At 39.1% G+C, this 22396-nt stretch carries 26 protein-coding genes; 9 read left to right on the top strand and 17 right to left on the bottom strand.

The window, feature by feature from the left end; all coding sequences use genetic code 11:
* Positions 1-47 precede the first annotated feature (47 nt).
* The 11 genes from AC1Q59_RS01055 to AC1Q59_RS01005 form a co-directional block, all read right to left on the bottom strand.
* Positions 48-716: a spore coat protein gene (locus tag AC1Q59_RS01055; RefSeq protein WP_492363913.1), complete on the bottom strand. Its 669-nt coding sequence runs from the start codon at positions 714-716 to the stop codon at positions 48-50.
* 107 nt (positions 717-823) lie between these two features.
* On the bottom strand, positions 824-3394 hold the full coding sequence (locus AC1Q59_RS01050; RefSeq protein WP_492363912.1) for a helicase-related protein: 2571 nt from the start codon (positions 3392-3394) through the stop codon (positions 824-826).
* A gap of 108 nt (positions 3395-3502) precedes the next feature.
* Positions 3503-4975 carry a D-alanyl-D-alanine carboxypeptidase/D-alanyl-D-alanine endopeptidase gene (gene dacB, locus AC1Q59_RS01045; RefSeq protein ID WP_492363911.1) on the bottom strand — a complete coding sequence of 491 codons (1473 nt, stop codon included), beginning with the start codon at positions 4973-4975 and terminating at the stop codon, positions 3503-3505.
* 3 nt (positions 4976-4978) lie between these two features.
* Positions 4979-5506, bottom strand: a complete 528-nt coding sequence (gene mug / locus AC1Q59_RS01040) for a G/U mismatch-specific DNA glycosylase (protein ID WP_492363910.1) — start codon at positions 5504-5506, stop codon at positions 4979-4981.
* A 13-nt stretch (positions 5507-5519) separates the two neighbouring features.
* Positions 5520-5711, bottom strand: coding sequence for a YbxH family protein (locus AC1Q59_RS01035; protein ID WP_492363909.1), 192 nt, complete (start codon positions 5709-5711; stop codon positions 5520-5522).
* Positions 5712-5991: 280 nt separating this feature from the next.
* Positions 5992-6432 (bottom strand): peptidylprolyl isomerase, encoded by a 441-nt coding sequence (locus AC1Q59_RS01030; protein ID WP_492363908.1) that lies wholly within the window; start codon positions 6430-6432, stop codon positions 5992-5994.
* Between the two features lie 80 nt (positions 6433-6512).
* Complete coding sequence (locus AC1Q59_RS01025; RefSeq protein WP_492363907.1) at positions 6513-6647, bottom strand: hypothetical protein; 135 nt, start codon at positions 6645-6647, stop codon at positions 6513-6515.
* A gap of 114 nt (positions 6648-6761) precedes the next feature.
* Positions 6762-8828 (bottom strand): transglycosylase domain-containing protein, encoded by a 2067-nt coding sequence (locus tag AC1Q59_RS01020; protein WP_492363906.1) that lies wholly within the window; start codon positions 8826-8828, stop codon positions 6762-6764.
* A gap of 107 nt (positions 8829-8935) precedes the next feature.
* Positions 8936-10201: a glycosyl hydrolase family 18 protein gene (locus AC1Q59_RS01015; protein WP_492363905.1), complete on the bottom strand. Its 1266-nt coding sequence runs from the start codon at positions 10199-10201 to the stop codon at positions 8936-8938.
* A 96-nt stretch (positions 10202-10297) separates the two neighbouring features.
* The gene (locus tag AC1Q59_RS01010; protein WP_492363904.1) at positions 10298-10876 is read right to left on the bottom strand and encodes a TerD family protein; all 579 of its coding nucleotides are present in this window, start codon (positions 10874-10876) and stop codon (positions 10298-10300) included.
* A 39-nt stretch (positions 10877-10915) separates the two neighbouring features.
* Positions 10916-11497, bottom strand: coding sequence for a TerD family protein (locus AC1Q59_RS01005; RefSeq protein WP_492363903.1), 582 nt, complete (start codon positions 11495-11497; stop codon positions 10916-10918).
* Positions 11498-11773: 276 nt separating this feature from the next.
* Here AC1Q59_RS01005 and AC1Q59_RS01000 point away from each other — a divergent pair, with 276 nt between their 5' ends.
* The gene (locus AC1Q59_RS01000; protein WP_492363902.1) at positions 11774-12544 is read left to right on the top strand and encodes a hypothetical protein; all 771 of its coding nucleotides are present in this window, start codon (positions 11774-11776) and stop codon (positions 12542-12544) included.
* Positions 12545-12576: 32 nt separating this feature from the next.
* On the opposite strand, the gene AC1Q59_RS00995 is transcribed toward AC1Q59_RS01000, so the two are convergent.
* On the bottom strand, positions 12577-14745 hold the full coding sequence (locus tag AC1Q59_RS00995) for a PAS domain-containing protein (RefSeq protein ID WP_492363901.1): 2169 nt from the start codon (positions 14743-14745) through the stop codon (positions 12577-12579).
* A gap of 265 nt (positions 14746-15010) precedes the next feature.
* On the opposite strand from AC1Q59_RS00995, the gene yhfH reads away from it, so the two are divergent.
* Together yhfH and AC1Q59_RS00985 are read left to right on the top strand one after the other, a co-directional pair.
* Positions 15011-15145 (top strand): protein YhfH, encoded by a 135-nt coding sequence (gene yhfH, locus AC1Q59_RS00990; RefSeq protein ID WP_492363900.1) that lies wholly within the window; start codon positions 15011-15013, stop codon positions 15143-15145.
* Between the two features lie 129 nt (positions 15146-15274).
* Positions 15275-15436, top strand: coding sequence for a hypothetical protein (locus tag AC1Q59_RS00985; RefSeq protein WP_492363899.1), 162 nt, complete (start codon positions 15275-15277; stop codon positions 15434-15436).
* A gap of 63 nt (positions 15437-15499) precedes the next feature.
* On the opposite strand, the gene AC1Q59_RS00980 is transcribed toward AC1Q59_RS00985, so the two are convergent.
* A complete protein-coding gene (locus AC1Q59_RS00980) occupies positions 15500-15718 on the bottom strand; it encodes a cold-inducible protein YdjO-related protein (RefSeq protein WP_492363898.1) in 219 nt (72 codons plus the stop codon).
* A gap of 43 nt (positions 15719-15761) precedes the next feature.
* Between AC1Q59_RS00980 and AC1Q59_RS00975 the strand changes: the two genes are divergently transcribed.
* Positions 15762-15908 carry a hypothetical protein gene (locus AC1Q59_RS00975; protein WP_492363897.1) on the top strand — a complete coding sequence of 49 codons (147 nt, stop codon included), beginning with the start codon at positions 15762-15764 and terminating at the stop codon, positions 15906-15908.
* Positions 15909-15934: 26 nt separating this feature from the next.
* On the opposite strand, the gene AC1Q59_RS00970 is transcribed toward AC1Q59_RS00975, so the two are convergent.
* Together AC1Q59_RS00970 and AC1Q59_RS00965 are read right to left on the bottom strand one after the other, a co-directional pair.
* Complete coding sequence (locus tag AC1Q59_RS00970) at positions 15935-16096, bottom strand: hypothetical protein (RefSeq protein WP_492363896.1); 162 nt, start codon at positions 16094-16096, stop codon at positions 15935-15937.
* Between the two features lie 18 nt (positions 16097-16114).
* On the bottom strand, positions 16115-16324 hold the full coding sequence (locus tag AC1Q59_RS00965; protein ID WP_492363895.1) for a YozQ family protein: 210 nt from the start codon (positions 16322-16324) through the stop codon (positions 16115-16117).
* A 406-nt stretch (positions 16325-16730) separates the two neighbouring features.
* On the opposite strand from AC1Q59_RS00965, the gene AC1Q59_RS00960 reads away from it, so the two are divergent.
* Both AC1Q59_RS00960 and AC1Q59_RS00955 read left to right on the top strand, forming a co-directional pair.
* Positions 16731-18215 carry an aldehyde dehydrogenase family protein gene (locus tag AC1Q59_RS00960; protein ID WP_492363894.1) on the top strand — a complete coding sequence of 495 codons (1485 nt, stop codon included), beginning with the start codon at positions 16731-16733 and terminating at the stop codon, positions 18213-18215.
* 116 nt (positions 18216-18331) lie between these two features.
* On the top strand, positions 18332-18931 hold the full coding sequence (locus AC1Q59_RS00955) for an SCO family protein (protein ID WP_492364315.1): 600 nt from the start codon (positions 18332-18334) through the stop codon (positions 18929-18931).
* Positions 18932-18992: 61 nt separating this feature from the next.
* On the opposite strand, the gene AC1Q59_RS00950 is transcribed toward AC1Q59_RS00955, so the two are convergent.
* Positions 18993-19127 (bottom strand): hypothetical protein, encoded by a 135-nt coding sequence (locus AC1Q59_RS00950; RefSeq protein WP_492363893.1) that lies wholly within the window; start codon positions 19125-19127, stop codon positions 18993-18995.
* Between the two features lie 259 nt (positions 19128-19386).
* On the opposite strand from AC1Q59_RS00950, the gene AC1Q59_RS00945 reads away from it, so the two are divergent.
* On the top strand, positions 19387-21006 hold the full coding sequence (locus AC1Q59_RS00945; protein ID WP_492363892.1) for an ABC-F family ATP-binding cassette domain-containing protein: 1620 nt from the start codon (positions 19387-19389) through the stop codon (positions 21004-21006).
* A 43-nt stretch (positions 21007-21049) separates the two neighbouring features.
* Here the strand turns inward: AC1Q59_RS00945 and AC1Q59_RS00940 are convergent, their stop codons facing one another.
* On the bottom strand, positions 21050-21187 hold the full coding sequence (locus tag AC1Q59_RS00940; protein WP_492363891.1) for a YuzL family protein: 138 nt from the start codon (positions 21185-21187) through the stop codon (positions 21050-21052).
* Between the two features lie 133 nt (positions 21188-21320).
* Between AC1Q59_RS00940 and AC1Q59_RS00935 the strand changes: the two genes are divergently transcribed.
* On the top strand, positions 21321-21566 hold the full coding sequence (locus tag AC1Q59_RS00935) for a YkuS family protein (RefSeq protein ID WP_492363890.1): 246 nt from the start codon (positions 21321-21323) through the stop codon (positions 21564-21566).
* Positions 21567-21922: 356 nt separating this feature from the next.
* The gene (locus tag AC1Q59_RS00930) at positions 21923-22378 is read left to right on the top strand and encodes a cupredoxin domain-containing protein (RefSeq protein ID WP_492363889.1); all 456 of its coding nucleotides are present in this window, start codon (positions 21923-21925) and stop codon (positions 22376-22378) included.
* The last annotated feature ends 18 nt before the right edge of the window (positions 22379-22396 follow it).

Raw genomic sequence — 22396 nt, 5'->3', positions numbered from 1 at the left:
TTGTTTTTTATCGAAAAAAGCGATTCCATTAAAGGAATCGCTTTTTTTTAATGTGTTGTTGTATTTGGATTTTGCATTTGCCCTGTCATTTGGCCTGTTATTTGACCGTTCATTTGTGCCGGAGCATAGGCATTCAGGATTTGCTGCATATCCTGCTGCGCAAGCTGAGGTACTTGATAATAATGGTTTTTATTTTGATAAACAGACAATTCATAGGCCATTTCGATACAATTTGGAATAGAATCTGCGAGCACTCGGCGGACAACTGGGTTTGTTACTTCACAGGCTGCTTTTGCTTTCATTCCAGCCATTGATTTATGTGCACTGAGCATTAAGCCTGAAATACACGCATCCGTAATTTCTGAGGCATTTTGAATCGGCTTTTTCGGCTGTGATGGTTTCATGCCGTAGACAAAATCATTTCCTTGCGTCATTTCATAGCTTTGTGTTGGAACTTTTGGATCTTGTCCCGTTTTAAAACAATCTACAGTAGTATTATATTCCTGCTGCATAAATTGATATTGACGATCCATAATACCTAACAACTCTTGATCTTTAACCAGCGGTCGAAGCAGAGTGTACTGATCCATAGCACCAATGGCACCTGATAACACTTCATGAACATCAAATAACTCATGGCCCCCATGATTCATTTGCTGGCCTACCATTCCTGTATGCATGTTTTCATGCATTGAACCTTGCTGCTGATTTTGCATATAAAGATTCCTCCCTTTAATGAAATCAAAGTTATTTTGCATCTGAAAAAAATAATTATTCCTTTTTCATTGCGAATGATTTTTGATTTTTTTTCGGGATAAAACAGTTAAAAATGTGCGTAGTTTCTTCTGTATTTTCTTTCATGACAAGCATCGCAAATTTGGAATGGATGGTCCCAGTCAAGTTTCTTGCCACATCGTCTGCATTTTTTGCCCATATTTTTTACATCTGTTTTTAATCTGTCGTGAACCCCATCGCTGATTTCTTCTCGGACACGCTCCCAGTAAATCGCTTCTGTTCTTCTTTCCAGCCGGTATAAAAATAACAAATGAAGCCCAATAGCTTTATAAGTCAATTCCAATTCCTCAAGGTTCCTCTTTTTAATCTTTGGTTCAGGAAGCTCCGAGCCTGCTAAAATTGCATACATGGTCTGCTCCCACTGAAAGATTAATTCTGGCTCTTTTTTGGAAAAAGGAAGGTGTAAAAAGCCATAAAGGTCCATAATGGGAAGTTTCGCTTCAATTTCCGTCCCTTTTATTCGTTCGTAAAGCTCTCTTTCTTCAGATAAAGTGGCCTTCTTTGTTCCTTTAGGGCTATGAAATTTTCCCCACAGTTCAAAGAATGTTCCAAGATCCCGAAAGTATCTTTGAAATCGCTCAAAAACAGCATTTGTCGGTGCAACAGAAAACGACTGTATGGGAGCATCCTCTGAAATAAGCAAATCCCACATATCTTTAATATTGGCTGTAAAGGCTACTTTGCCCACATTGTAAAGTCCTTTTCGCCCTGCTCTTCCGGCAATTTGTTTGACCTCCTGCGATGTTAGCCTTCTTCTTTTTTGTCCATCAAATTTCTCATTTTCCAGAAAGACGACCCGGCGGATCGGAAGGTTTAATCCCATTCCTATGGCATCTGTTGACACTACGATTGATGTTTCGCCTTTTATGGATCGCTGGACTTGTTTTTTCCTTGTTTCAGGAGGCATGCTTCCGTAAATCATGCTGACTGAATGACCTGAGTTTTCCAGTCGGGAAGCTGTTTCCAGCACACGCCTTCTTGAAAAACAAATAAGCGCATCGCCTTTTTGCACTCGATTTATTTTGAATTCCCGCTTCTCTACTTCAAGCGGAATGTCTCGAGAATACTCGAAAACTTCAATTTGGGCATCGCCAAGCAGCTCAAGGATCATGCCCTTGGCATTTACGCTGCCGATGATATGTACCTCACTTGCTCTTGCTTTTGTAATGGCTTTGTACCATGAGAAGCCCCTGTCCCGATCTGAAAGCATTTGCGCCTCATCAATGACTACACAGTCATAATAATCTTTTTCATGGAACATTTCGACTGTGCATGAAATATGATTCGCTCCTTCCATGATCTTTTCTTCTTCCCCGGTTTTTAATGAACATGGAGTGCCCTCGTCATTTAACTTGTCGCATACTTCAAGGGCAAGAAGGCGGAGAGGCGCCAAATAGATCCCGCTCCCAGCTTTTTTCATTCTTTCTAATGCATGGTGGGTTTTCCCAGTATTTGTTTCTCCTATATGTAAGATATATTTGACATTTGGATCAATTGCAGGATGGTATTCATGCCCAAAGATGTCCGCAATGATGCGTCTTTCCTCTTCCCTTTTCCGCTCTAATTCCGCTAGTTCTTCTGCCTTTTTACGTTCTCTTTGTGCTAGATCTTCCAGATAGATGGCATAATGCTTATCAAAGGAAAAAGGGATATCAGCAATCCTGAACAGGTCTTCTATATATTCTTCTTGAATTTCTTCCATAAATTCATTTGCCAGGATCTCACTTGGAAACAAAAGCTCTTCTTCAAGAAAGGCAGGGCTCATGTCTTCAGCAGAGATCTCTTTATATATACTCTTAATTTCCTGCGGCAAATGCTCAGTGATAAACTGTGGAAGGTATTTTGACAGATAATCACTAACCATTTTTTCGTAACGGTCAAAATAGGTTTCATAGGCAAAATAAATACGTCCCCATTGTTCCGTTTTATGGATATCTCCAGTTAGTTCTTCAAAAAATCCCTCCATTTTTGAATACATCCCTGGCTCAAAAACGCCAATTTCTTGGAGTTTGATTTCTAGTGCAAATGTGTCTACTGTTTTATAGCGCGGATTATTTTTAAAATCCTCTTTTAATTGCTTCGCTGTGAAATGTCTGACATTTAAATATAAATGTTCTTCATGTTCTTCGATCAGATCTTCAGCTATTTCCCCAATTCGATCCAATAATTTCCTTTTCTTTTTTAATTCTCGTTCTTCTTCTTCTTTCTTTAAAAAAAGACTTCTTGCTTTTTTATGCATTTCCAGCCAATCTTCTTGATTATCTGCAAATTTTTCATGAAGCCATTTTATAGTGTCAAATGGGTAATATTCTCGCATTTCATTTCTAAATAAATGATTAATAATTTTTCTGCTGACATTCTCTGTCTCATAGCCTTTGCTGCTAAGATATTGCTTTTTTTCTTGTTTCGAAATATTATTTGTTGCTTTGTTCAGCCAGACATTGATCCAAATTTGTTCAACATAGTTGATTCTTGCCTCCATATAATCCTCAAAAGAAGGCACATCTTTTTTATCGCCTAAAAAATGATTAAGGTCTTCCAGTATCTTTACTTTTGTATGGTCGATAGCGCTATTGTAAGTTGATTGAAGCTGGTCCATATAACTCTCCTCTGTCGGAACATTTTAGATTTGTTACGCTTAGTGTATCACTAGTTCCATGGAAAGATTAATAACATGGCTGGCTATGCATTTAGCACGTCAGCCCATTTATAGCTGGCACAATATTTCTGCAATTTTATCCTCGACATGTTTTCCTTCTTTTACATCTTGTAAATTATTCAGGATAATGGCAAAGATAAGCTTTTGCCCACTATTGGTTTTTGCATAGCCTGATAAGGATGTGACAGTAGCAAGGGTTCCTGTTTTCGCTCTTACCTTGCCTGCAGCAGGCGACTCTCCATCCATGCGATTTAGAAGTGTTCCAGCCGTCATCTGCTCGGATGCTCCCGAAACAGGCAATGAATGAACAAAAACATTAAACCATTTTTCTTTCTGGATATGATAAAGCAGCTTGGTGATCTCATTTGCGGGAATTAAATTCACATGGGAAATGCCAGAGCCATCACGAAGAACTAAAGTATTTGTATTCATGCCAAGCAGCTGAAGCTGTGATGTAAGAACCTCCATTCCCTTTTCCCAGCTGCCCTCACCATTGGATACTTTGCCCATCTCTTTTATAAGGATTTCAGCGTGCGTGTTGTTGCTGTGCTTCATGAAAGGTACCAGCAATTGTGACAATGGCTGGGATTGATGTTGGATCAGCGTTTTTGATTTGGCCGAATTGCCGCCAACTTTATTCTCTCCCTTTATTTTTATCCCCTGTTCTTTTAAAGATTGCCTAAATAAATCCAGGGCATATCCAGCGGGCTCCCAGACAGCTACCCATTCTTTTATGCTTTTACTGGTGACTGGGATAGTTCCTTTAATGAGGACGGAGTTTTTTCCATGGGTACGGCTGATGTTAATTTGGCTTTTTTCCTCTTCCCCACCTGTTATCGCTTTGTTGACAACTGATACATAATCAGTTTCAGGATGTAGTGAAATGTGCGCTGGATCTCCTGGTTTTTTTCCTGGGCGTACTTCAACGATAACTGTGCCTGCATCATAATTTTTATCAGGTGAAGCTGTTAAAGCAGAAATTTGTGCCCCGTAATAGTACTGCTCATCACTCCAAGGAAGGTCTATCGAGTAACGGACATCATCGAACCATGTATCGTCCCCAATTAAGTCACCTGCAATAACCTTAATGCCGGTCTTGCTTATTTCTTCTGCAAGCTTGTCAAAATCATTTTTTAATAATGCAGGATCTCCTTTTCCTCGTAAAATGAGATTCCCTTTTAATGTTTTTCGCATTATTACTCCATTTATAGCAACTTCAGTCGTAAATTGGTGATCCGGTCCTAAGACATTTAAGGCTGCTGCTGCGGTTAATAGTTTCATATTAGAAGCAGGCCGAAGACGTGTGTCGCCAAAATGGCTATATAGTATCTCCCCTGTAGCAGCTGACCGTACGCTAACACCAGCAATGGCTCCTTTTAGCCGAGGGTCATTATTTAAAAGGTAATCTAATTCATCTGAAAGGTGTCTCGTATTTTCGCCTGCAGAAACAAAAGGCTGGTTTACTCCTATTAATAAAAGGTATACCAGCAACGGCAGCAATAAATATGATGGCTTTTTCATGTTTTAAGTCAAATCCTTTTGTTTTACTTGATGAATTAGTTTTGGAAGCTCTGAATAAATACTGATAATCTCATCTAATTTCATTCTTACAAGACCGCTAGAGGACGGGGCAACAAAATCTATCGTGCCACAAATGACAGCCTCCTCCTGTCTTCCCCAAGGGATTTTCTTTTTTTCGCTGTATTCCTGGTAGACTCCTTTACCAACATAGCAGATAATTTTCGGCTTATAATGGATGATTTTTTGCGATAATATATTTTTACCTTCTAGGTATTCTTCCTTTGTAATTTCATCAGCTGCTTTCGTTGGCCTGGAAACGATATTAGTAAGACCATAGCCATAGTCCAGCAATTTATAATCTTCCTCTGGTGCAAATTTTCTCGGCGTTAATCCAGATTCATGGAGAATTTTCCAAAAGCGGTTGTTTGGATTGGCAAAATGGTGTCCTGTTTCAGACGAGCGGATACTTGGGTTAAAGCCAACAAATAGCAAATCCAAGCCCATCCTTAGGTGGTCTTTAATCGGTTCCAATGTCTGCTGCTCCTTAAATTCCATGCTTGAAGCAATAATGGTTTACTAACTCTTCAATGAGATCATGTTCTGGAAACTCCCCGGAAAATTCAAATTTGACTTCTTCAAGGAACTTCCCTTCTTTATATACATGTATCGCTCCTTCCTGATTGATAACGCTGAATTCTGGTTGAAATTGATAGCCGTTCTTTTCAATTGCGCCCATTAATAAAACTCCCTTTTACAATTTTTTTATAGTATAGGCTGTAAGTGGCTTTTTCATTATGATGTAAAAAAACCGTTGATTTCCGTTCTAGGCGCTTCGCTTTCCGGGGGGCGTTTTGTGAGCCTCCTCGCAGCTATCGCTCCTGCGGGGTCTCACTTCCACATGATCCCCCAGGAGTCTTCGCGCCTTCCACTCCAATCAACTAAGTGGGTAGAATCAAATGAAGCTTAACAAGGTCTTTAAATTAAAAAAAGAGCCCTCAGGCTCTTTTTGGCATTGCTTATTCTTCGTCAAATACTTCGACTTTTTCCATTGTGTCGCCGTTTTTCATATTAAGCACAGTATCCATTCCGGAAGTTACTTTTCCGAAAACAGTATGGACACCATTTAAGTGCGGCTGTGGCTCGTGTACAATAAAGAATTGGCTTCCGCCCGTGTCGCGCCCGGCGTGTGCCATAGATAAAGAGCCCGCTTCGTGTTTATGTGGGTTACCTTCTGTTTCACATTTGATTGTATAGCCAGGGCCGCCCATGCCAGTTCCAGTTGGGTCTCCGCCTTGTGATACGAAGCCAGGAATGACCCTGTGGAAAATAACGCCGTTATAGAAACCTGAGTTAGCAAGTTTCTCAAAGTTGGCAACAGTGCCTGGAGCCTCATTTGGATATAAGTCAAACTCAATCTTTTCGCCATTTTGCATTAATATGTATCCTTTTTTAGCCATATTAATCATCTCCTTTGTTAAAAATCATACTTACTATACCATTATTCACCATAGGAATAAAAGAAAAAGGCGATAATTTTCTAGCTAAAGAGATGAATAAATAACAGCAGAATAAAAATAATTAACCCATAAAAGGTAAGATGAAGAAAAATAGTTGTCAGGTTAAATTTAATTTCCTCGATATTGATCCCTCTTCTGCGGGTTCTGGCTCTCATTCTACCACCATCCTTTATAGAATATTACTAAATTCTAACTATTTTGACAATATTTTTAATAAAAATAAATAAAAAAGAAGCCTGGGGCTATCGCACCCAAGCTTGTAATTCTAGTTAATTTTGTATTTGCTCCCATTTATTCTTAAGAAAATCCTTAATTTGATTAGCTTCGTTTATTCCCTCATCAAGTCTTTCCTTCCATTTCGGCAGCTCTTCTTTTATTTTTTCGGCAGATTCTTTAATTGTTTTTTCAACTTCTTCTGTAAAGTCTTTCTGCTGCATTTGCTGATTAATAGATTTTGCGGAAAATTCCCCTTCATCTAAATAAGGCAGAGATTTCTCCATAATGGCTTTAAATAATGGAACAGCTGTTTCCGAACTGCTGCTAGATAAATAATGGTTCCTGTCTGTCTTATCATATCCGAGCCATACTGCCCCAACAATAGTAGGCGTATAGCCGACAAACCATTGGTCTTTTGTTCCGTTTATGTCTTTGTAAGGCAGCTGTGTTGAACCAGTCTTACCGGCAATAGGGACTCCAGCGATTTTCGTTCCTTTTCCTGTACCGGATTCTACGACATTTAATAGCATTGATGTCATTTGGGCAGAAACAGTTTTTGAAGTCACTTTTACACTTTTCCCCTTATGTTCAGCAATGACATTCCCGGTTGGGCCGACAATTTTTGTAATAATATGGGCAGCCTCCCGCTTGCCTCCATTTGGAAAGGCTGAATATGCCTCTGCCAATTGGAGCGGTGATATTCCTTTGTGCATGCCGCCTAATGCAATCCCTAAATACTTATCCTCTTCATCAATTGGAATGCCAAAGCGGTTTAACGAGTCTATTCCTTTTTCAAGTCCAATCTGGTCAAGAAGCCAGACAGCCGGAACATTGAGGGAATCCTCAACAGCTTTATACATGGGCACTTCACCCAAGTATTTTCGCGAAGCGTTCTCGGGCCTGTATTTCCCAAAAGACATCGGTTCATCCTTTAATAGATCGGATGGGTGATAGCCTTCCTCAAGAGCAGGAGTGTACACGGCAAGCGGCTTTAGGGTTGACCCTGGCTGTGCCTTAATGTGAGTAGCGCGGTTAAAACCCCTAAATACATGCTGTCCCCTTCCGCCAACAAGGCCTCTGACACCGCCTGTTTTTGGGTCAAGTAATACAGCGCCGCTTTGGACAAGGTCCCCACCTCTCCCTTTTGGGAATAGATAGTTATTGTCATACACGCTTTCAAGTGCTGATTGGAGATCTTGGTCCAATTCTGTGTAAATTCGATAGCCTCTTGTGAAAATTTCCTCCTGGGTTAATCCATATTTATTTATGGCTTCATCAAGAACAGCATCTACATAATATGGATATTGTCTTTCAACGGTAGCCGATTTTCCTTCGTGAAGTTTGATTTGCTCAGCAATGGCCTGTTTATATTCTTTATCTGTTATCATGCTATGTTCTTTCATCTTCCCCAGGACAACATTTCTTCTCTCTATTGCCCGGTCATAATAGCGGAACGGGTCACGAGCAGATGGCGCCTGCAGGAGACCTGCTAATAAAGAAGATTCACTGATCGTTAATTCCTGAACATCTTTATTAAAATAGATCTTGGATGCTTGTCCAATCCCCCACGCACCGCTTCCAAAGTAGACCTGATTTAAATACATTTGCAGAATTTCATCTTTTTTATAGTGTTTTTCAATTTCTACTGCTAAAAATAATTCCTCTATCTTTCTTTTATAGGTCTGTTCTGATGTAAGCAAGGCGTTTTTGGCCAGCTGCTGGGTGATTGTACTTCCGCCCCCAGTAATTCTCCCTGCGAACAGATTTTTAAAGAAAGCACGGCTAATCCCTTTAATGTCAAATCCATTATGCTTATAAAATCGTTCATCCTCGATGGCGACAACTGCGTTTTTTACGGTATTCGGTATTTCCTCAACAGAAACACCATCAATCCGGTTGGCTGCAAGCTTGCTTGCCACAGTGTCATCCTTGTCATAGATGACCGTCGATTGCTTAAGCCCTTCCTTTAACGATTCAACATTAGCTGTTGCGGCAAGAAAGGCGAAGAATAGGATCGTCAGTAATAATGCTGTTAATAAAATTAAAAGCAGAATTTTATTAATATGCTTATTTCGCCAAAATCTCTTAGCGGCTTCCCAAATGGGTTTTAATTTTTCCATTTTATCTCCCTGCTGACTTAAAAATAGTTTAACGTCTTTCTCTATATTAAACGATTTTAACATGTAAAGGTTTCAATAAATAGGAAAAAGGATGCATTTGGCATCCTTCACTTTTTAATGATATGAAAGTTTCTGTCTATATATGGCCAGTTTTGCGGGAAGGCTAGGTTTAATTGCCAAAAGGTTGTTCCCAGAAGGTTATATTGGTCAATTAGTTTATATTTTTCTCTAAAGCTTCTTATATCATCAAACCATAGTCGATGCTGTACAGTTCCCTCCCAATAATCATACCAAGGAGTTTCGGCATTTTGGTCATACCTGATAATTGCGTTTTTGTTTATCGCCTGGTTCTGGGCTGCACGGAGTGAATAGGCTGTTGTTTGATTATCCGATAATTGCCATTCATATCCATATAGCGGAAGAGCCATTTGCAGCTTTCTTGGATCGATTTCGCTAACAGCAAATTCAATGACATCTCTCATCCACCAGATCGGTGAAACAGGATTGGGCGGTCCCGTAGGATATCCATAATCTATTGTCATAACGGCTACTATATCGGAAGCCCTTCCGATTTCTCTGTAGTTATGGCCGCCAGTTATTTTATTTGTCAGAATATCTTCTGTTTTTGCGTGTACATTTACATGCAGGATCAAACTGCCTAAGGCTCCCTTTAAATCATATAAGAATACAACGAATGCATCGCGTCTTGCCGGAGGAATAAATTCAAAATCAATGCTTATTCCGCCATATCCTTTATTTTGTACGAAATTTACCAGGCTGTTAATTAAGTTTCTGCGGTATTGCGGATTGTTTAGCACGATATTAAGGATTTCAGGACTAAATTGATCTTCCAAAAGATTTCTAATCATTAATAGCGGTGTTACATTAAGCCTTATGCTTTCGGCGATTAGTTTTTCATCTGGAAGCACTTGATAAGCGTAGCCTTCGTCTGTTAAAGAATAGGATGAAATCGCTAAATAGGTGAGTCCTTCTGCCACCTCTTTAAGTATAGGTATAAGATTTTCCTCTGAATAGGGGAGGACAAAACTTAGTGTTTGCATGGATAATTTGATAGGAGAAGGAATATTGATCACCTGGCCAATATTTAATGCGTTTGGGTTCATTCCTGGGTTCGCTTGGATAATTGCGTTGAGGGTTGTTCGGTAACGGCTGGCAAGGTTCCATAATGTATCTCCGCTTGAGATCAATTTTGAACGGATTGGAAGGCTTCTATCTGGAACATAAAGGGCCAAGCCCGGAATTAGTGCGCTGCTGGATAAGTCGTTTACTTCAATAATGCTTTGAATAGGTACACCATATTTCTGAGATATGCTCCATAAGGATTCCCCATAACGAACAATATGAATAGCCATGGACACACCTCCTTCAACATTATTAAAAGTTTATGAACAGAAATGTTACGTTAGTACTAAAAAAAGAAGGCTTGATTTAAGCCTTCTTTTCTACGATTATACTTGTAATCCGTAATTTCTGCATAGTGAAGCAAGACCGCCGGAAAACCCGCTGCCAATTGCATTGAATTTCCAGTCGCCTCCATGACGGTATAGTTCACAGACAACGACAGCTGTCTCAATGGAAAAGTCTTCTCCCAAATCAAAACGCAATAATTCCTGGTTATTCGATTCATCGACCAAGCGAACGAATGCATTGGAGACCTGGCCGAAATTTTGCTGGCGCATCTCGGCATCATGAATCGTAACTGTGATTCCAATACGGTCAACATAGGATGGGATTTTGGAAAAGTCAACAATAAGCTGTTCATCATCCCCATCGCCTTCCCCTGTACGATTATCTCCCGTATGAATCACAGAGCCGCTTGGGTGCTGCAGGTTGTTATAAAAAATGAAGTCATGGTCGTTTTGGCATTTATTGTTAGCATCCACTAAAAAGGCAGATGCATCTAAGTCAAAGTCATGACCGCCATGATATCTGTTGGTATCCCAGCCAAGTCCGATAATGGCTTTCGTTAATCCGGGATTGGTTTTTGTCAGATCAATTCTTTGGCCTTTTGCCAATTGTATGCCCATCTAAACCCCTCCAGTATATATTCATTTGGATTGTTGATATTAACCGACTTGCAAACCGAAGTCAGTAGCAATGCGGGCAAGACCGCCCTGGTAGCCGGAGCCGACAGCTGAGAACTTCCACTCGCCGCTGTGGCGGTATAATTCACCAACAATAATCGCTGTTTCGATGGAGAAATCCTCACCAAGATCGTAGCGGATAAGTTCTTCGTTTGATTCTTCGTTAACAATACGAACAAAAGCATTAGAGACCTGTCCAAAGTTTTGGCCGCGGTTTTCCGCGTCATGAATGGTAATAACAAAGGAAATTCGCTGAACTTCGGCTGGAACTGCACTTAATTCAACTTTGATTTGCTCGTCGTCCCCTTCACCTTCTCCAGTACGGTTATCGCCAGTATGTACAACAGATCCGTTTCCGCCCTCAAGCTGGTTATAGAAAACAAAATCTTTGTCAGATCCGCATTTACCAGCTTCATTTAGAAGAAACACACTTGCATCAAGGTCAAAGTCATTTCCTCCATCATATTTGTTTGTATCCCAGCCTAAACCGACAATGACTTTGGAAAGCCCAGGATTTGTTTTTGTTAAATCAATTTTTTGACCTTTCGATAAAGAAATACCCATTGAACTATCATCCCTTCAAATTTTTTCATCATAATATTTGCTAATTTTATGTTGACACATCTTTATTCTACAAAAGATTGACTTGATTGACCACTCATAACGTTTATGATTTCTTTGCAATTGTTAGAAAATAGGAAGAACCTAATATACCTATAGGTAATTTTGTTACGGGACTTCCCTCTTTAGCCCATTTTAGCAACCAGATAGGATAAAGGGACATATGATATAAATAATGCTATGATGGCTTAATTTTGGCAGAAAAAGGGAGTGTTATCTTTGGGTTTATATACAAATCGTGATTTACCAGATCTTTATAATGCGGAGCCGGAGATGGAAAGTGATTCCAATCAGGAATCATACCGTTTAAACTACCTTCATGAGGTGCTGCAGAAACAGCAGACAATTAATCAGCAATTAACAGAAAATTATCATGAAATGGATGATCAATTTTCCGAATCATTACAAGGGCTTCAACAGCTAATAAACAACTCTTCTCAAAAAAACACAAAAGAAATTACTTATGTGATTGCCAGACTTGCTGAGCAGGAGCAATTGATTCAGCAATTTATTGATTTAAGTGCAAAACATAATACAAACAATGAGTTCATCCTTAAAAGATTGGATGAATTGGAAATGAGGAATGAACAGATTACGGACATACTGGAAAAAGAGAGTTTGATCAATCAAGCTATTCTCGATCAGGTCTCCGTGCAGCATGCATCTACAGAGGCGCTAACAGGAGAATTTAAACAATTTGAGGCTTTCTCCCAAAGTCTTTCTGAGCAGCTAGACAAACAGGAAGCCACCTTTGATGAGATGAAAAAACAGCTCGAGGTTCAAGAGGTTTTCCATTCGACGGTTATGGAAAGATTAGACGAACAAGAAGCAATGGTACAAAAAATAATGCGCCAATTAGATAACCTTCGTTCAGTAGTGTATGAGCGTGCTTCCTATATAAGTGAAAAATTTGAAGCAGGCTTTAAACAAATTGTTAAGCCGGTTCAAAGCTTTTTCGTACGTCATGAGGATAAGAAAAAGGCTAATTAATATAAGAAAAAGGAAGGTCTCCCCTTCCTTTTTTACGCTTCGTCCTTCACTGGAAGCTGTACAATGAATTTGGTCCCCTTATTTACTTCACTTTCAATATGAACCTTTCCGTTGTGGCCTTCAATAATCTGAAGGCTAACCATAAGGCCTAAGCCATTTCCATTACTCTTTGTTGTATAGAAAGGTTCACCAATCCTTTTGATTTTATCAGGTGGAATCCCTACACCAGTATCCTGTACGGTGATGTAAACATCTTGCTGGCGAAGCTTTGCAAATACCGTCAGTTCCCCGCCTTCTGGCATTGCTTCCATTCCATTTTTTGTAAAATTAATAAATACTTGTTTTAGCTTGTTTTCGTCACAGTCAATCCAAATCGGTTCTTGATCAAATTCAAACCCAAGCATGATGTTTCTCTTTTGAGCTTCTAGTTCAAATAAAGAAAAAACATTTTTTAAAATAGCGATAACATCTCTTCTCTCTGCCGATGCAGATTGAGGTTTAGCGAGCATCATGAAATCCTCAACTATATTATTGACACGGTCAATTTCATCTAAAATAATATCAAAGTATTCTAGACGTTCTGTATTTGTTTCATCCATTTGCAAGAATTCGGTATATCCACGCATGGATGTAAGCGGATTTCGAATTTCATGGGCAACACCCGCAGCTAATTTGCCAACAGCTGCTAATTTATCCTGCCGGTGCAGAATTTCCTCTGTTTTCTTCCTTTCCGTAATATCATTGCGGATAGCAAGATATTGATAGGGCTTTTTCTGGTCATCTAAAAAAGGCACAATCGTTGTATCCACCCAATAATAACTGCCATCCTTTGCGCGATTTCGGATTTCACCCTTCCAAACCTTTCCTTGGCCAATCGTTTTCCAAAGCTCTTTAAAAAATTCCCTCGGATGGAAGCCCGAATTTAATAAGGCATGTGTCTGTCCAATGATTTCTTCTTTACTATACTTTGAAATCTCGCAGAACTTATCATTAACATTTGTAATAACCCCTTTTTCATCTGTCAAAGCAACAATCGATGATTGGTTGAGAGCGAAAGTGATATCACTGACGTCTTTTATTTTTTCCTTTAAATGTGCTTCGGTTGTTTTTAGAGCCGTGATATCGTTACGGATGGATACATATTGATAGGGTTTCCCTGTTTGATTTAAAAAAGGCACAATCGTTGTTTCCACCCAATAATGACTGCCATCTTTCGCACGGTTTCTAATTTCCCCTCGCCAAATATGTCCAGAGGTAATTGTTTTCCATAAATGCCCAAAGAATTCAGGAGGATGGTAACTCGAATTTAACAGATGGTGACTCTTCCCGATAATATCTTCTTTCTTGTATTTTGAAATCTCTACAAATTTATCATTTACATAAGTAATCATGCCATCTTGATCAGCAATCGTAACAATCGATGATTCATCAAGAGCCGATTGGATATCCCTTAAAGTAATATCACTGACAACAAGCCTTCGGCCAATGATCGAACGAGAGCCAATTAATCCGCTCAATATTAAAATAGAAACAAAAATAACAAGGTAGATTAAAAAGGTTTCCGATGCAGAATCACCAAATCCGATTTCCCCTTTTGGCAATGAGGCCGATGCCCGCAAGAACAAAAAATAGCCTTCAATGATGCCGCCTGTCATGATAAGTGAACTGACGGGCTTTAGCCAGATTTCATAAAAACCTGATAGATTCTTTAAATAAAAAAGCATCCATAACGAGAAAGCAAACGAGCAATAAATGATAAACGCGGTGATAAAGAATAGCCATGGATCAAAATGAATGTTCATTTCCAAGGCGTACATGCCTGTAATATTGATTGACATGACCGCAACTGTCAAAAAGAGCGCACTTAGCCATAATTGATTTAGTTTTAGCTTCTGGTGAATCACCCAGTAAAAGGAAAGTCCAGTAAAAGCAATTCCAAATCCTAAAGATAATACGATAAAAGGAATATGATAAATGGCTGAACCGATCAAGTTGAAAGAAACCATCCCAATAAAGTTCATGATCCAGAGACCGACACCAAGTGAGAAGGTTCCTCCGAGAAATAAGAATCCCCTATTTCTTTCATTCTCCGAAGACCGAACAAGTGTGAACAAATCCAGTCCAGTATATGAACCAATGAAGGTAAGAATGATGGCAACAAACACGAGCATGGGGTTAAATAAGTCCAACATAGCAAACATTAGCTGATCACAGCTCCCTAACTTGCTGTTATAACACAGATATTTTTTATTTCAATAAAGTAAGCCAATATGATTGTAATCCAAACTCGGGTGGGTGCGAAAGTGGATTTTATTAAATTTATTGTTTAAATTTGCCGAAGGAATAAAAATAAAAAATTTAAAAAATTAAGAAAAAAGGGGTACACATTTTTGGAAAAAGCGTGTATACTGTTATATAACAAAGAGGAACAATAATTACTGTATTATAAAAAAGGAGAGATGAAAGATGATGATGAGTCCAGTAGAATTTTTCAAAACATTGCCTAAAAAGGAATGCCCAGAATGTGGTGACACAATGGAAGAACAAGCAGAATCTTATTTAATGGAATGTGACCGCTGTCTATCTAAGAAGTCTGAATAAGAAGACACGCAAGAAAGCGATGGATTTCGGAAATCCATCGCTTTTTTGTGTGTTTTTTTATTTCAGAGAATAAGAAGGAACGTAAAAAGAAAACTTATGAACATAGCGGTTTCAAAGGAGGGATACTAATTGGATAAAGAGCTGCAAGAAATAAAAAATGCAAATAAAGCGGAAAAATACCCTGAAAAAAATAACTATCCTGGTGATTCACTCGATGAACACCGAGCCATTGAGACAGCTAATATTATCATTGCCGAGAACGAAATAGGCCAGCAGAACGAGAATTTATAAAGATATTGCTTATTTTAGCAAAAAAGTAAAAGACTGTTCGATAACAGTCTTTTAAGTCATGTTCTATTCAATTTGCGGAAGTTCACGCACCTCTGCTACGGTTTCATTGCCACAAAGAGGACACCTAAGATCATCTGAGGCAAATTCTTTTCGCATCCAGCCATTGCATTCATCCTGGCTGCAAGCAAAGACTTCTGTATCGAGCATGACGACTTCCGGTTTATCTTGATTTTTTCTGTTAAAGAAAATGGTAAACGCCCCCTTTTTCATTAGTATGAACAATTTAGGAAAATTTATCCTTCTTATTAAAAGGAGAGGTTTATAAGTGAATGAACATCATGATAATAAAAAACACACCATTGTTGGTACAGATATTGAAGAAGTCAAACGATTAAATAGACAATCGGGCCTATCTTATAATCAAGTCAAGGAACTGCTGGCCAAAAGATTTATGAATACGAAAAAACGTTAAAAAGAAGTTGCCAGGGCAGCAACTTCTTAATTTTTCTGTTCTGTTGTCTTTCCTAAATCAGGTTCTCCAGGTGTTTGGTTTCCAGTTGTTGCTGTGTACCCGACACGATAGGAATAGTTTTTATCCTGTTTTAATGCTTTTGGCATTTTGTATTGATCCATATCATTTTGTCCTTGTTTAGGTGCCATGTGATAGCCTCTTTTCCTTTATATATTGTGTTCGTCTTGTGGAAGCGGTATGTCCTTTCCGTTGACGTCTTCAATGACTGCGTTTACTTGGCCCTCTGTGTAAGTGTCACTGACTTGTTCATGGGTTTCTGCTAGCCCTGTGGACAGCGTATCTTCCCTTTCATAGTCATTTGCTTCGTAATATCGGCCAGCCAGTTTTTTGCTGTCTTCATTATTGTTTTTTGCCATACTGGAAACCTCCTTTAATAAATGGCTCTGTTAAATTTGGCTGTTGATTTCCTCTCCAGGCGCTTCGCGCACCTAAGGGCATTTTGTGAACCTCCTCGGAGCACACGCTCCTGCGGGGTCTCACTTCAACGCTGATCCCCCAGGAGTCTACGCGCCAGCTGCGAAGATCAACTATGCGGTTCAAATCAACATCAAGCATTAACACTGCCAATAAAATAAGCCTTCCTTATTTTTGTTCAGTTTGGGTTATTCCATGCAATGTCGAAAATTATCAGAAATTTTTTATAGTTATTCCTTGATTATTAATCTTTTAAATTGTTAGGATTATATTGGAAGCGCTCCCATTGGAACTTGCTTCCAAATGGCATCATGAAATACATAGATTACTATTCTAAGGAGGAATTTTATGAGCCAATTAACTGTTACCTTAAATGAAAGAGTTGAAAAGTTTCTAAGCGGAAAAAAGTCTTTGTTTATTAACGGAGAATTTGTTGAAAGTAAGTCCCAGAAAACTTTTGAAACCTATAACCCAGCTACCGGAGAAGTACTGGCTAATGTATATGAGGCTGGTCCAGAAGATATTGATTTAGCAGTAAGAGCTGCCAGAAAAGCATTTGATGAAGGTCCATGGTCCAAAATGAGTGCTGCACAAAGAAGCAGGTTAATGTATAAGCTGGCAGACCTCATGGAGGAAAATGCCGAAGAACTAGCACAGCTCGAAACCCTTGATAATGGCAAGCCTATCCGCGAAACGAAAAATGCAGATATCCCTTTGGCAGTAGAGCATATGCGGTATTATGCCGGCTGGTCTACAAAAATCGTTGGACAGACCATTCCTGTCAACGGGCCATTCTTTAACTATACACGCCATGAAGCGGTAGGTGTTGTTGGACAGATCATCCCATGGAACTTCCCTCTTCTTATGGCAATGTGGAAACTAGGTGCAGCACTGGCTACAGGCTGTACAGTGGTACTTAAGCCAGCAGAACAGACTCCGTTATCGGCGCTTTATTTGGCGGAATTAATTCAGGAGGCTGGTTTCCCAGAAGGGGTTGTAAATATCGTTCCCGGATTTGGCGAAAGTGCTGGACAGCCGCTTGTCGATCATCCTCTTGTTGACAAAATTGCTTTTACCGGTTCGACAGAGGTTGGAAAGTTAATTATGGAAAGAGCTTCGAAGTCATTGAAGCGTGTAACATTAGAATTAGGCGGAAAATCGCCAAACATTATTTTGCCAGACGCTGATCTAACGAAAGCCATACCTGGAGCTCTAAATGGTGTTATGTTTAACCAAGGGCAAGTTTGCTGTGCGGGATCACGGGTATTTATTCAAAAGAAGCAATTTGATAATGTCATTGCTGATATGGCTAGCCATGCTAAGAACATTAAACAGGGAGCTGGCATACATGCTGACACAGAAATTGGTCCGCTTGTTTCGATTGAACAGCAAAATCGGGTTTTAGGTTATATTGAAAAAGGATTAAATGAAGGTGCTGAACTAGTCGTTGGCGGCGTGAAGCCGCAAGAGCAAGGCTATTTCGTTTCACCAACTATCTTTGCCCACGTAAATGATGAAATGACGATTGCCAAAGAAGAAATCTTTGGTCCAGTAATCTCTGCACTGCCATATGAGGATCTTGATGATCTTATTGCCCGTGCAAATAATAGTGAATATGGCCTAGCCGCAGGTGTTTGGACACGGGATGTGGCAAATGCTCATTATATTGCGAATAAGCTCCGTGCTGGAACTGTCTGGGTAAACTGCTACAATGCATTTGATGCAGCTTCACCTTTCGGCGGTTATAAACAATCTGGAATTGGACGTGAAATGGGATCATACGCTCTTAATAACTATACAGAGGTTAAGAGTGTCTGGATTTCAATGAAGTAATAATGTGAGATTAAGCCTGAAGAACTTCCACTAGTTCTTTTAGGCTTTTTTTGTTCACATATTATCCATAGGATTTTTTGCTCATTTTATTTATCCTTATATCAGGAGGGGAAATGATGAAAAAAATCTACATTATTTGCGGAATTATCTTATTTCTAGGCGTTTCTGCCGGGATATCATTTTTTATCATTAGAGATATGACCTCAAAGATTCCTGAAAATACGACACTTGTAACAATGAATGATGAAGTCTATGATTTCTCTAAAGCACCGAAAAAGCTAAAGCTAGTTGAATTCATGTATATTAATTGTCCTGATATTTGTCCCACCACGACACAAAAAATGAGATTATTAAAACATGATTTGGAAAAAGCGAATGTTTTTGGTGACAAGGTTCAATTTATTTCAGTTACAATTGATCCTTATCGTGATACACCAGAAGCACTCAGAAAATACATGAAAACATTTGAAGTCGAGGATGATGGAAACTGGATTTTCCTAACAGGTGATCAAAAAAATATAAAAGAGGATTTAGTAGAAATCCGCGAGCTTGGGGAAACGTTTCAATTTCAATTTCGTGATCCGGGCGATGGTTTCTATATCCATACCTCCCTTGTTTATCTCCTTGATGAAAATAATAAATTCATTAAAAAGTTCCCTATGGGAGATAATTTTGATAAAGATGATGTGTTCAAAAAAATTATGTCTGAAATCTAAAAAGAAAAACGTTGACGAACCTGTCAACGTTTTTCTTTTTAAACTTCAACACTAATCTTTATTAATTCGTGGTAGATGATAGTCTTTTGTTTTGTGGTAGTGCAAGCAGCATTTTTGATCTTGGTTTTGTAAAACTTACATTAATACCCGCTTTTTTCAACCGATTTACTAAATCAACGAGTTGTTTTTTGGCCACAATAAAAACTCCTTTATCCTGCCTGTATGATTTCATTGTACATGATAAATATGAATAAAATATGAACATCTATTGAATAAAATTAATTAATATGTATTGGCTGCAAATATTTATCACGAGTTTATTAAGTAATTCTATATTTTTAGGAAACCTCCTGTTTATTTTTGAAAATATTTCCCCTTATTTTCTTATGGTTAGTGTTTTATGTGTATAAATGGTATAATTTTTGAGATTATGTATTTTGGAGGAAATGGCAAATATGATAACTGTTAGTAATGTAAGTCTTCGATACGGTGACCGCAAGCTGTTTGAAGATGTCAATATTAAGTTTACACCTGGAAATTGTTATGGTCTTATCGGTGCTAATGGGGCAGGGAAATCAACTTTCCTGAAAATATTATCTGGTGAAATTGAGTCCCAGACTGGAAATGTTACACTTGGACCTGGAGAGCGTCTAGCTGTTCTGAAACAAAACCATTTTGAATACGAAGATTTTGAGGTTTTAAAGGTTGTCATTATGGGACATGCCCGCCTATATGAGGTTATGCAGGAAAAAGACGCGATATATATGAAGGCCGACTTTACGGATGAAGATGGCATGAAGGCCGCTGAGCTAGAAGGAGAATTCGCCGAGCTTAACGGCTGGGAAGCAGAATCTGAAGCAGCGATTCTTTTGAAGGGTTTAGGAGTTGATGAAGAACTTCATACAAAGAAAATGGCTGATATTTCCGGTTCTGAAAAAGTCAAAGTATTGCTTGCTCAGGCTCTATTTGGCAAACCAGATGTTCTATTGCTCGATGAGCCGACAAACCATTTGGATATAAAAGCGATTCAATGGCTGGAAGAGTTTCTTATTAACTTTGAAAATACTGTTATTGTCGTTTCCCATGACCGTCACTTCTTAAATAAAGTGTGTACGCATATTGCGGATCTTGATTTTGGCAAAATTCAAATCTATGTGGGAAACTACGATTTTTGGTATGAATCCAGTCAGCTTGCCTTAAGAATGGCTCAGGATGCCAATAAAAAGAAAGAAGAAAAAATCAAAGAGCTGCAGAGCTTTATTGCCCGTTTTAGTGCAAATGCATCTAAATCCAAACAGGCAACCTCCCGTAAAAAGCTGCTCGATAAAATTTCTCTTGATGATATTAGGCCGTCATCCAGAAAATACCCATATGTAGGATTTACGCCTGAGCGGGAAATCGGAAATGATCTTCTCCGTGTTGAAGGCCTAACAAAAACGATTGATGGCGTAAAGGTACTTGATAATATTAGCTTTATTATGAATAAGGATGATAAAATTGCCCTTGTTGGAACGAATGAATTGGCTAAAACGACATTATTCAAAATTTTAATGGGTGAAATGGAACCGGATAGCGGGTCCTACAAGTGGGGAATTACGACGTCACAGGCCTATTTCCCTAAGGATAACTCCCAGTATTTTGAAGGCAGTGATCTGAATTTAGTTGACTGGCTTCGTCAATTCTCACCAAATGACCAAAGTGAAAGCTTCTTAAGGGGATTCCTAGGAAGAATGCTCTTTTCCGGAGAAGAAGTGCTTAAAAAGCCAAGTGTTCTATCTGGCGGTGAGAAAGTACGCTGTATGCTTTCTAAAATGATGCTTAGCGGTGCCAATGTTCTTCTGTTAGATGAACCAACAAACCACTTAGATCTAGAATCCATTACGGCATTAAATAATGGCATGATTAATTATAAGGGTTCGCTTATTTTTGCTTCCCATGACCATCAATTTATTCAAACAATTGCAAACCGAATTATTGAATTGACTCCAAATGGCATGATAGATAAACAAATGACCTATGACGAGTATTTGGAGGATGCCGATATTCAAAAGAAAGTAGCAGAAATGTACCAGTAAAAAGGAAGGGTCCCCTCCCCCGTGCGGAGAGGCCCTTCCTTTTTTAGTAATCCTGTTTCTTCTTTTTGTGTCTTGCTGATGAAACACTTGTCCCATCAATCTCTACATTTGTTGTACCTTGTCCTTTGACCTCTGGTGAACTTAATCCTGCTTTAGATGGATCTTTTTTACGTTTTGACAATTTTACCACCTCCACTTTTACTTTTTCTTTTCAACTCCTTTTTTATACGAAACGTTATTATAGTGGACCTTTCAAAATTATGGTATAAATTCCTGCTGAAAAAGCCATTCTATCAACGGAGGAGGTGTGATTAATGAAGAAAAGAGTGGCAGTTGAACAATCACTGACAAATGTATCGGAAGCACTTAGACAAAAAGGGTATGATGTTGTGGAAATGCAAACTGCGTCCGATGCCCAAAATTGCGCAGCTTTTGTAGTAACAGGGATGGATAATAATGTAATGGGAATGCAGGATACATCAACAAAAGCGCCAATCATTGAGGCGAGCGGATTATCTGCTGATCAGGTTTGCCAAGAGATTGAGCAGCGTCTTCAGTAATACTTCATGCAATATTGTTTTGTTTTCATAGCATAAAGACTATAGGAATTTATTCCATAGTCTTTTTTTCATTGAGTATTCAAAACTTAGTCGGTGATTTCCGCTGCAGGCGCTTCGCTTTCCGGGGGCGTTTTGCGAGCCTCCTCGGTGCACGCTCCTGCGGGGTCTCGCTTCGACGCTGAGCCCCCAGAAGTCTTCGCGCATTCCGCTCCAATCAACTAGGTTAATAAATCACCATCATACATTAACAAAGTATTTTATTTAAAAAATCTTGCAAACAGAAAAAAGTAGACAAGTTCTCTCCCCCTCTATGCATATCATTAGTAGTGGACAATCATTATTAGGAGGAGAGAACAATGCAATTTTTTGTATTGAAAAAGCGTTCTGTCATCATGTTCCTTATTGCTGCCCTTGCCATTGTTTCTGCATCTGTGTGGCTGCTTTCAAAGGGAGATTCAGATCCTGTCTTTAGCCAGGAAGCAAATGAAGAAATCAGGGAGATTCATATGGTAACCGGGGAGTTCAAAACTAAGCTTCCTAACGGGAAAGAAATTGAATCCTACCGCTGGGATCCAGGCACTATTTTTGTGAAACAAGGCGAAAAGGTAAACCTTGTAATCTCCGGTGTGAATGGGTCAGAACATCCATTTACGATTGAGGGAACCGAGGTTAAAGGCGTTGTGACAAAGGGTGAGGATACCATTGTCCCGCTTCAGTTTAAAAAAGATGGTGTGTATCGGTTAATTTGTCACACACACACTGAAAAAGACCAAAATGGCCCGATGATTGCTTATATTGTAGTAGCTAAATAAAAACAAAAAAGCGCCTAT

It is taken from the genome of Cytobacillus sp. MT66, assembly GCF_058792595.1.
This window is presented reverse-complemented; position numbering and strand designations above follow the sequence as displayed.

Excerpts from the sequence above, each read along its gene's own strand:
- AC1Q59_RS00960 (WP_492363894.1), top strand. The coding sequence starts at position 16,731 with ATGAGCCAATTAACTGTTACCTTAAATGAAAGAGTTGAAAAGTTTCTA.
- AC1Q59_RS00965 (WP_492363895.1), bottom strand. The coding sequence starts at position 16,324 with ATGGCAAAAAACAATAATGAAGACAGCAAAAAACTGGCTGGCCGATAT.
- AC1Q59_RS01055 (WP_492363913.1), bottom strand. The coding sequence starts at position 716 with ATGCAAAATCAGCAGCAAGGTTCAATGCATGAAAACATGCATACAGGA.
- AC1Q59_RS01030 (WP_492363908.1), bottom strand. The coding sequence starts at position 6,432 with ATGGCTAAAAAAGGATACATATTAATGCAAAATGGCGAAAAGATTGAG.
- AC1Q59_RS01035 (WP_492363909.1), bottom strand. The coding sequence starts at position 5,711 with ATGGGCGCAATTGAAAAGAACGGCTATCAATTTCAACCAGAATTCAGC.
- AC1Q59_RS00995 (WP_492363901.1), bottom strand. The coding sequence starts at position 14,745 with ATGTTTGCTATGTTGGACTTATTTAACCCCATGCTCGTGTTTGTTGCC.
- AC1Q59_RS01015 (WP_492363905.1), bottom strand. The coding sequence starts at position 10,201 with ATGGCTATTCATATTGTTCGTTATGGGGAATCCTTATGGAGCATATCT.
- AC1Q59_RS01020 (WP_492363906.1), bottom strand. The coding sequence starts at position 8,828 with ATGGAAAAATTAAAACCCATTTGGGAAGCCGCTAAGAGATTTTGGCGA.
- dacB (WP_492363911.1), bottom strand. The coding sequence starts at position 4,975 with ATGAAAAAGCCATCATATTTATTGCTGCCGTTGCTGGTATACCTTTTA.
- AC1Q59_RS00930 (WP_492363889.1), top strand. The coding sequence starts at position 21,923 with ATGCAATTTTTTGTATTGAAAAAGCGTTCTGTCATCATGTTCCTTATT.
- AC1Q59_RS00945 (WP_492363892.1), top strand. The coding sequence starts at position 19,387 with ATGATAACTGTTAGTAATGTAAGTCTTCGATACGGTGACCGCAAGCTG.
- AC1Q59_RS00955 (WP_492364315.1), top strand. The coding sequence starts at position 18,332 with ATGAAAAAAATCTACATTATTTGCGGAATTATCTTATTTCTAGGCGTT.
- yhfH (WP_492363900.1), top strand. The coding sequence starts at position 15,011 with ATGATGATGAGTCCAGTAGAATTTTTCAAAACATTGCCTAAAAAGGAA.
- AC1Q59_RS00970 (WP_492363896.1), bottom strand. The coding sequence starts at position 16,096 with ATGGCACCTAAACAAGGACAAAATGATATGGATCAATACAAAATGCCA.
- AC1Q59_RS01050 (WP_492363912.1), bottom strand. The coding sequence starts at position 3,394 with ATGGACCAGCTTCAATCAACTTACAATAGCGCTATCGACCATACAAAA.
- AC1Q59_RS00935 (WP_492363890.1), top strand. The coding sequence starts at position 21,321 with ATGAAGAAAAGAGTGGCAGTTGAACAATCACTGACAAATGTATCGGAA.
- AC1Q59_RS01025 (WP_492363907.1), bottom strand. The coding sequence starts at position 6,647 with ATGAGAGCCAGAACCCGCAGAAGAGGGATCAATATCGAGGAAATTAAA.
- AC1Q59_RS01005 (WP_492363903.1), bottom strand. The coding sequence starts at position 11,497 with ATGGGTATTTCTTTATCGAAAGGTCAAAAAATTGATTTAACAAAAACA.
- AC1Q59_RS01010 (WP_492363904.1), bottom strand. The coding sequence starts at position 10,876 with ATGGGCATACAATTGGCAAAAGGCCAAAGAATTGATCTGACAAAAACC.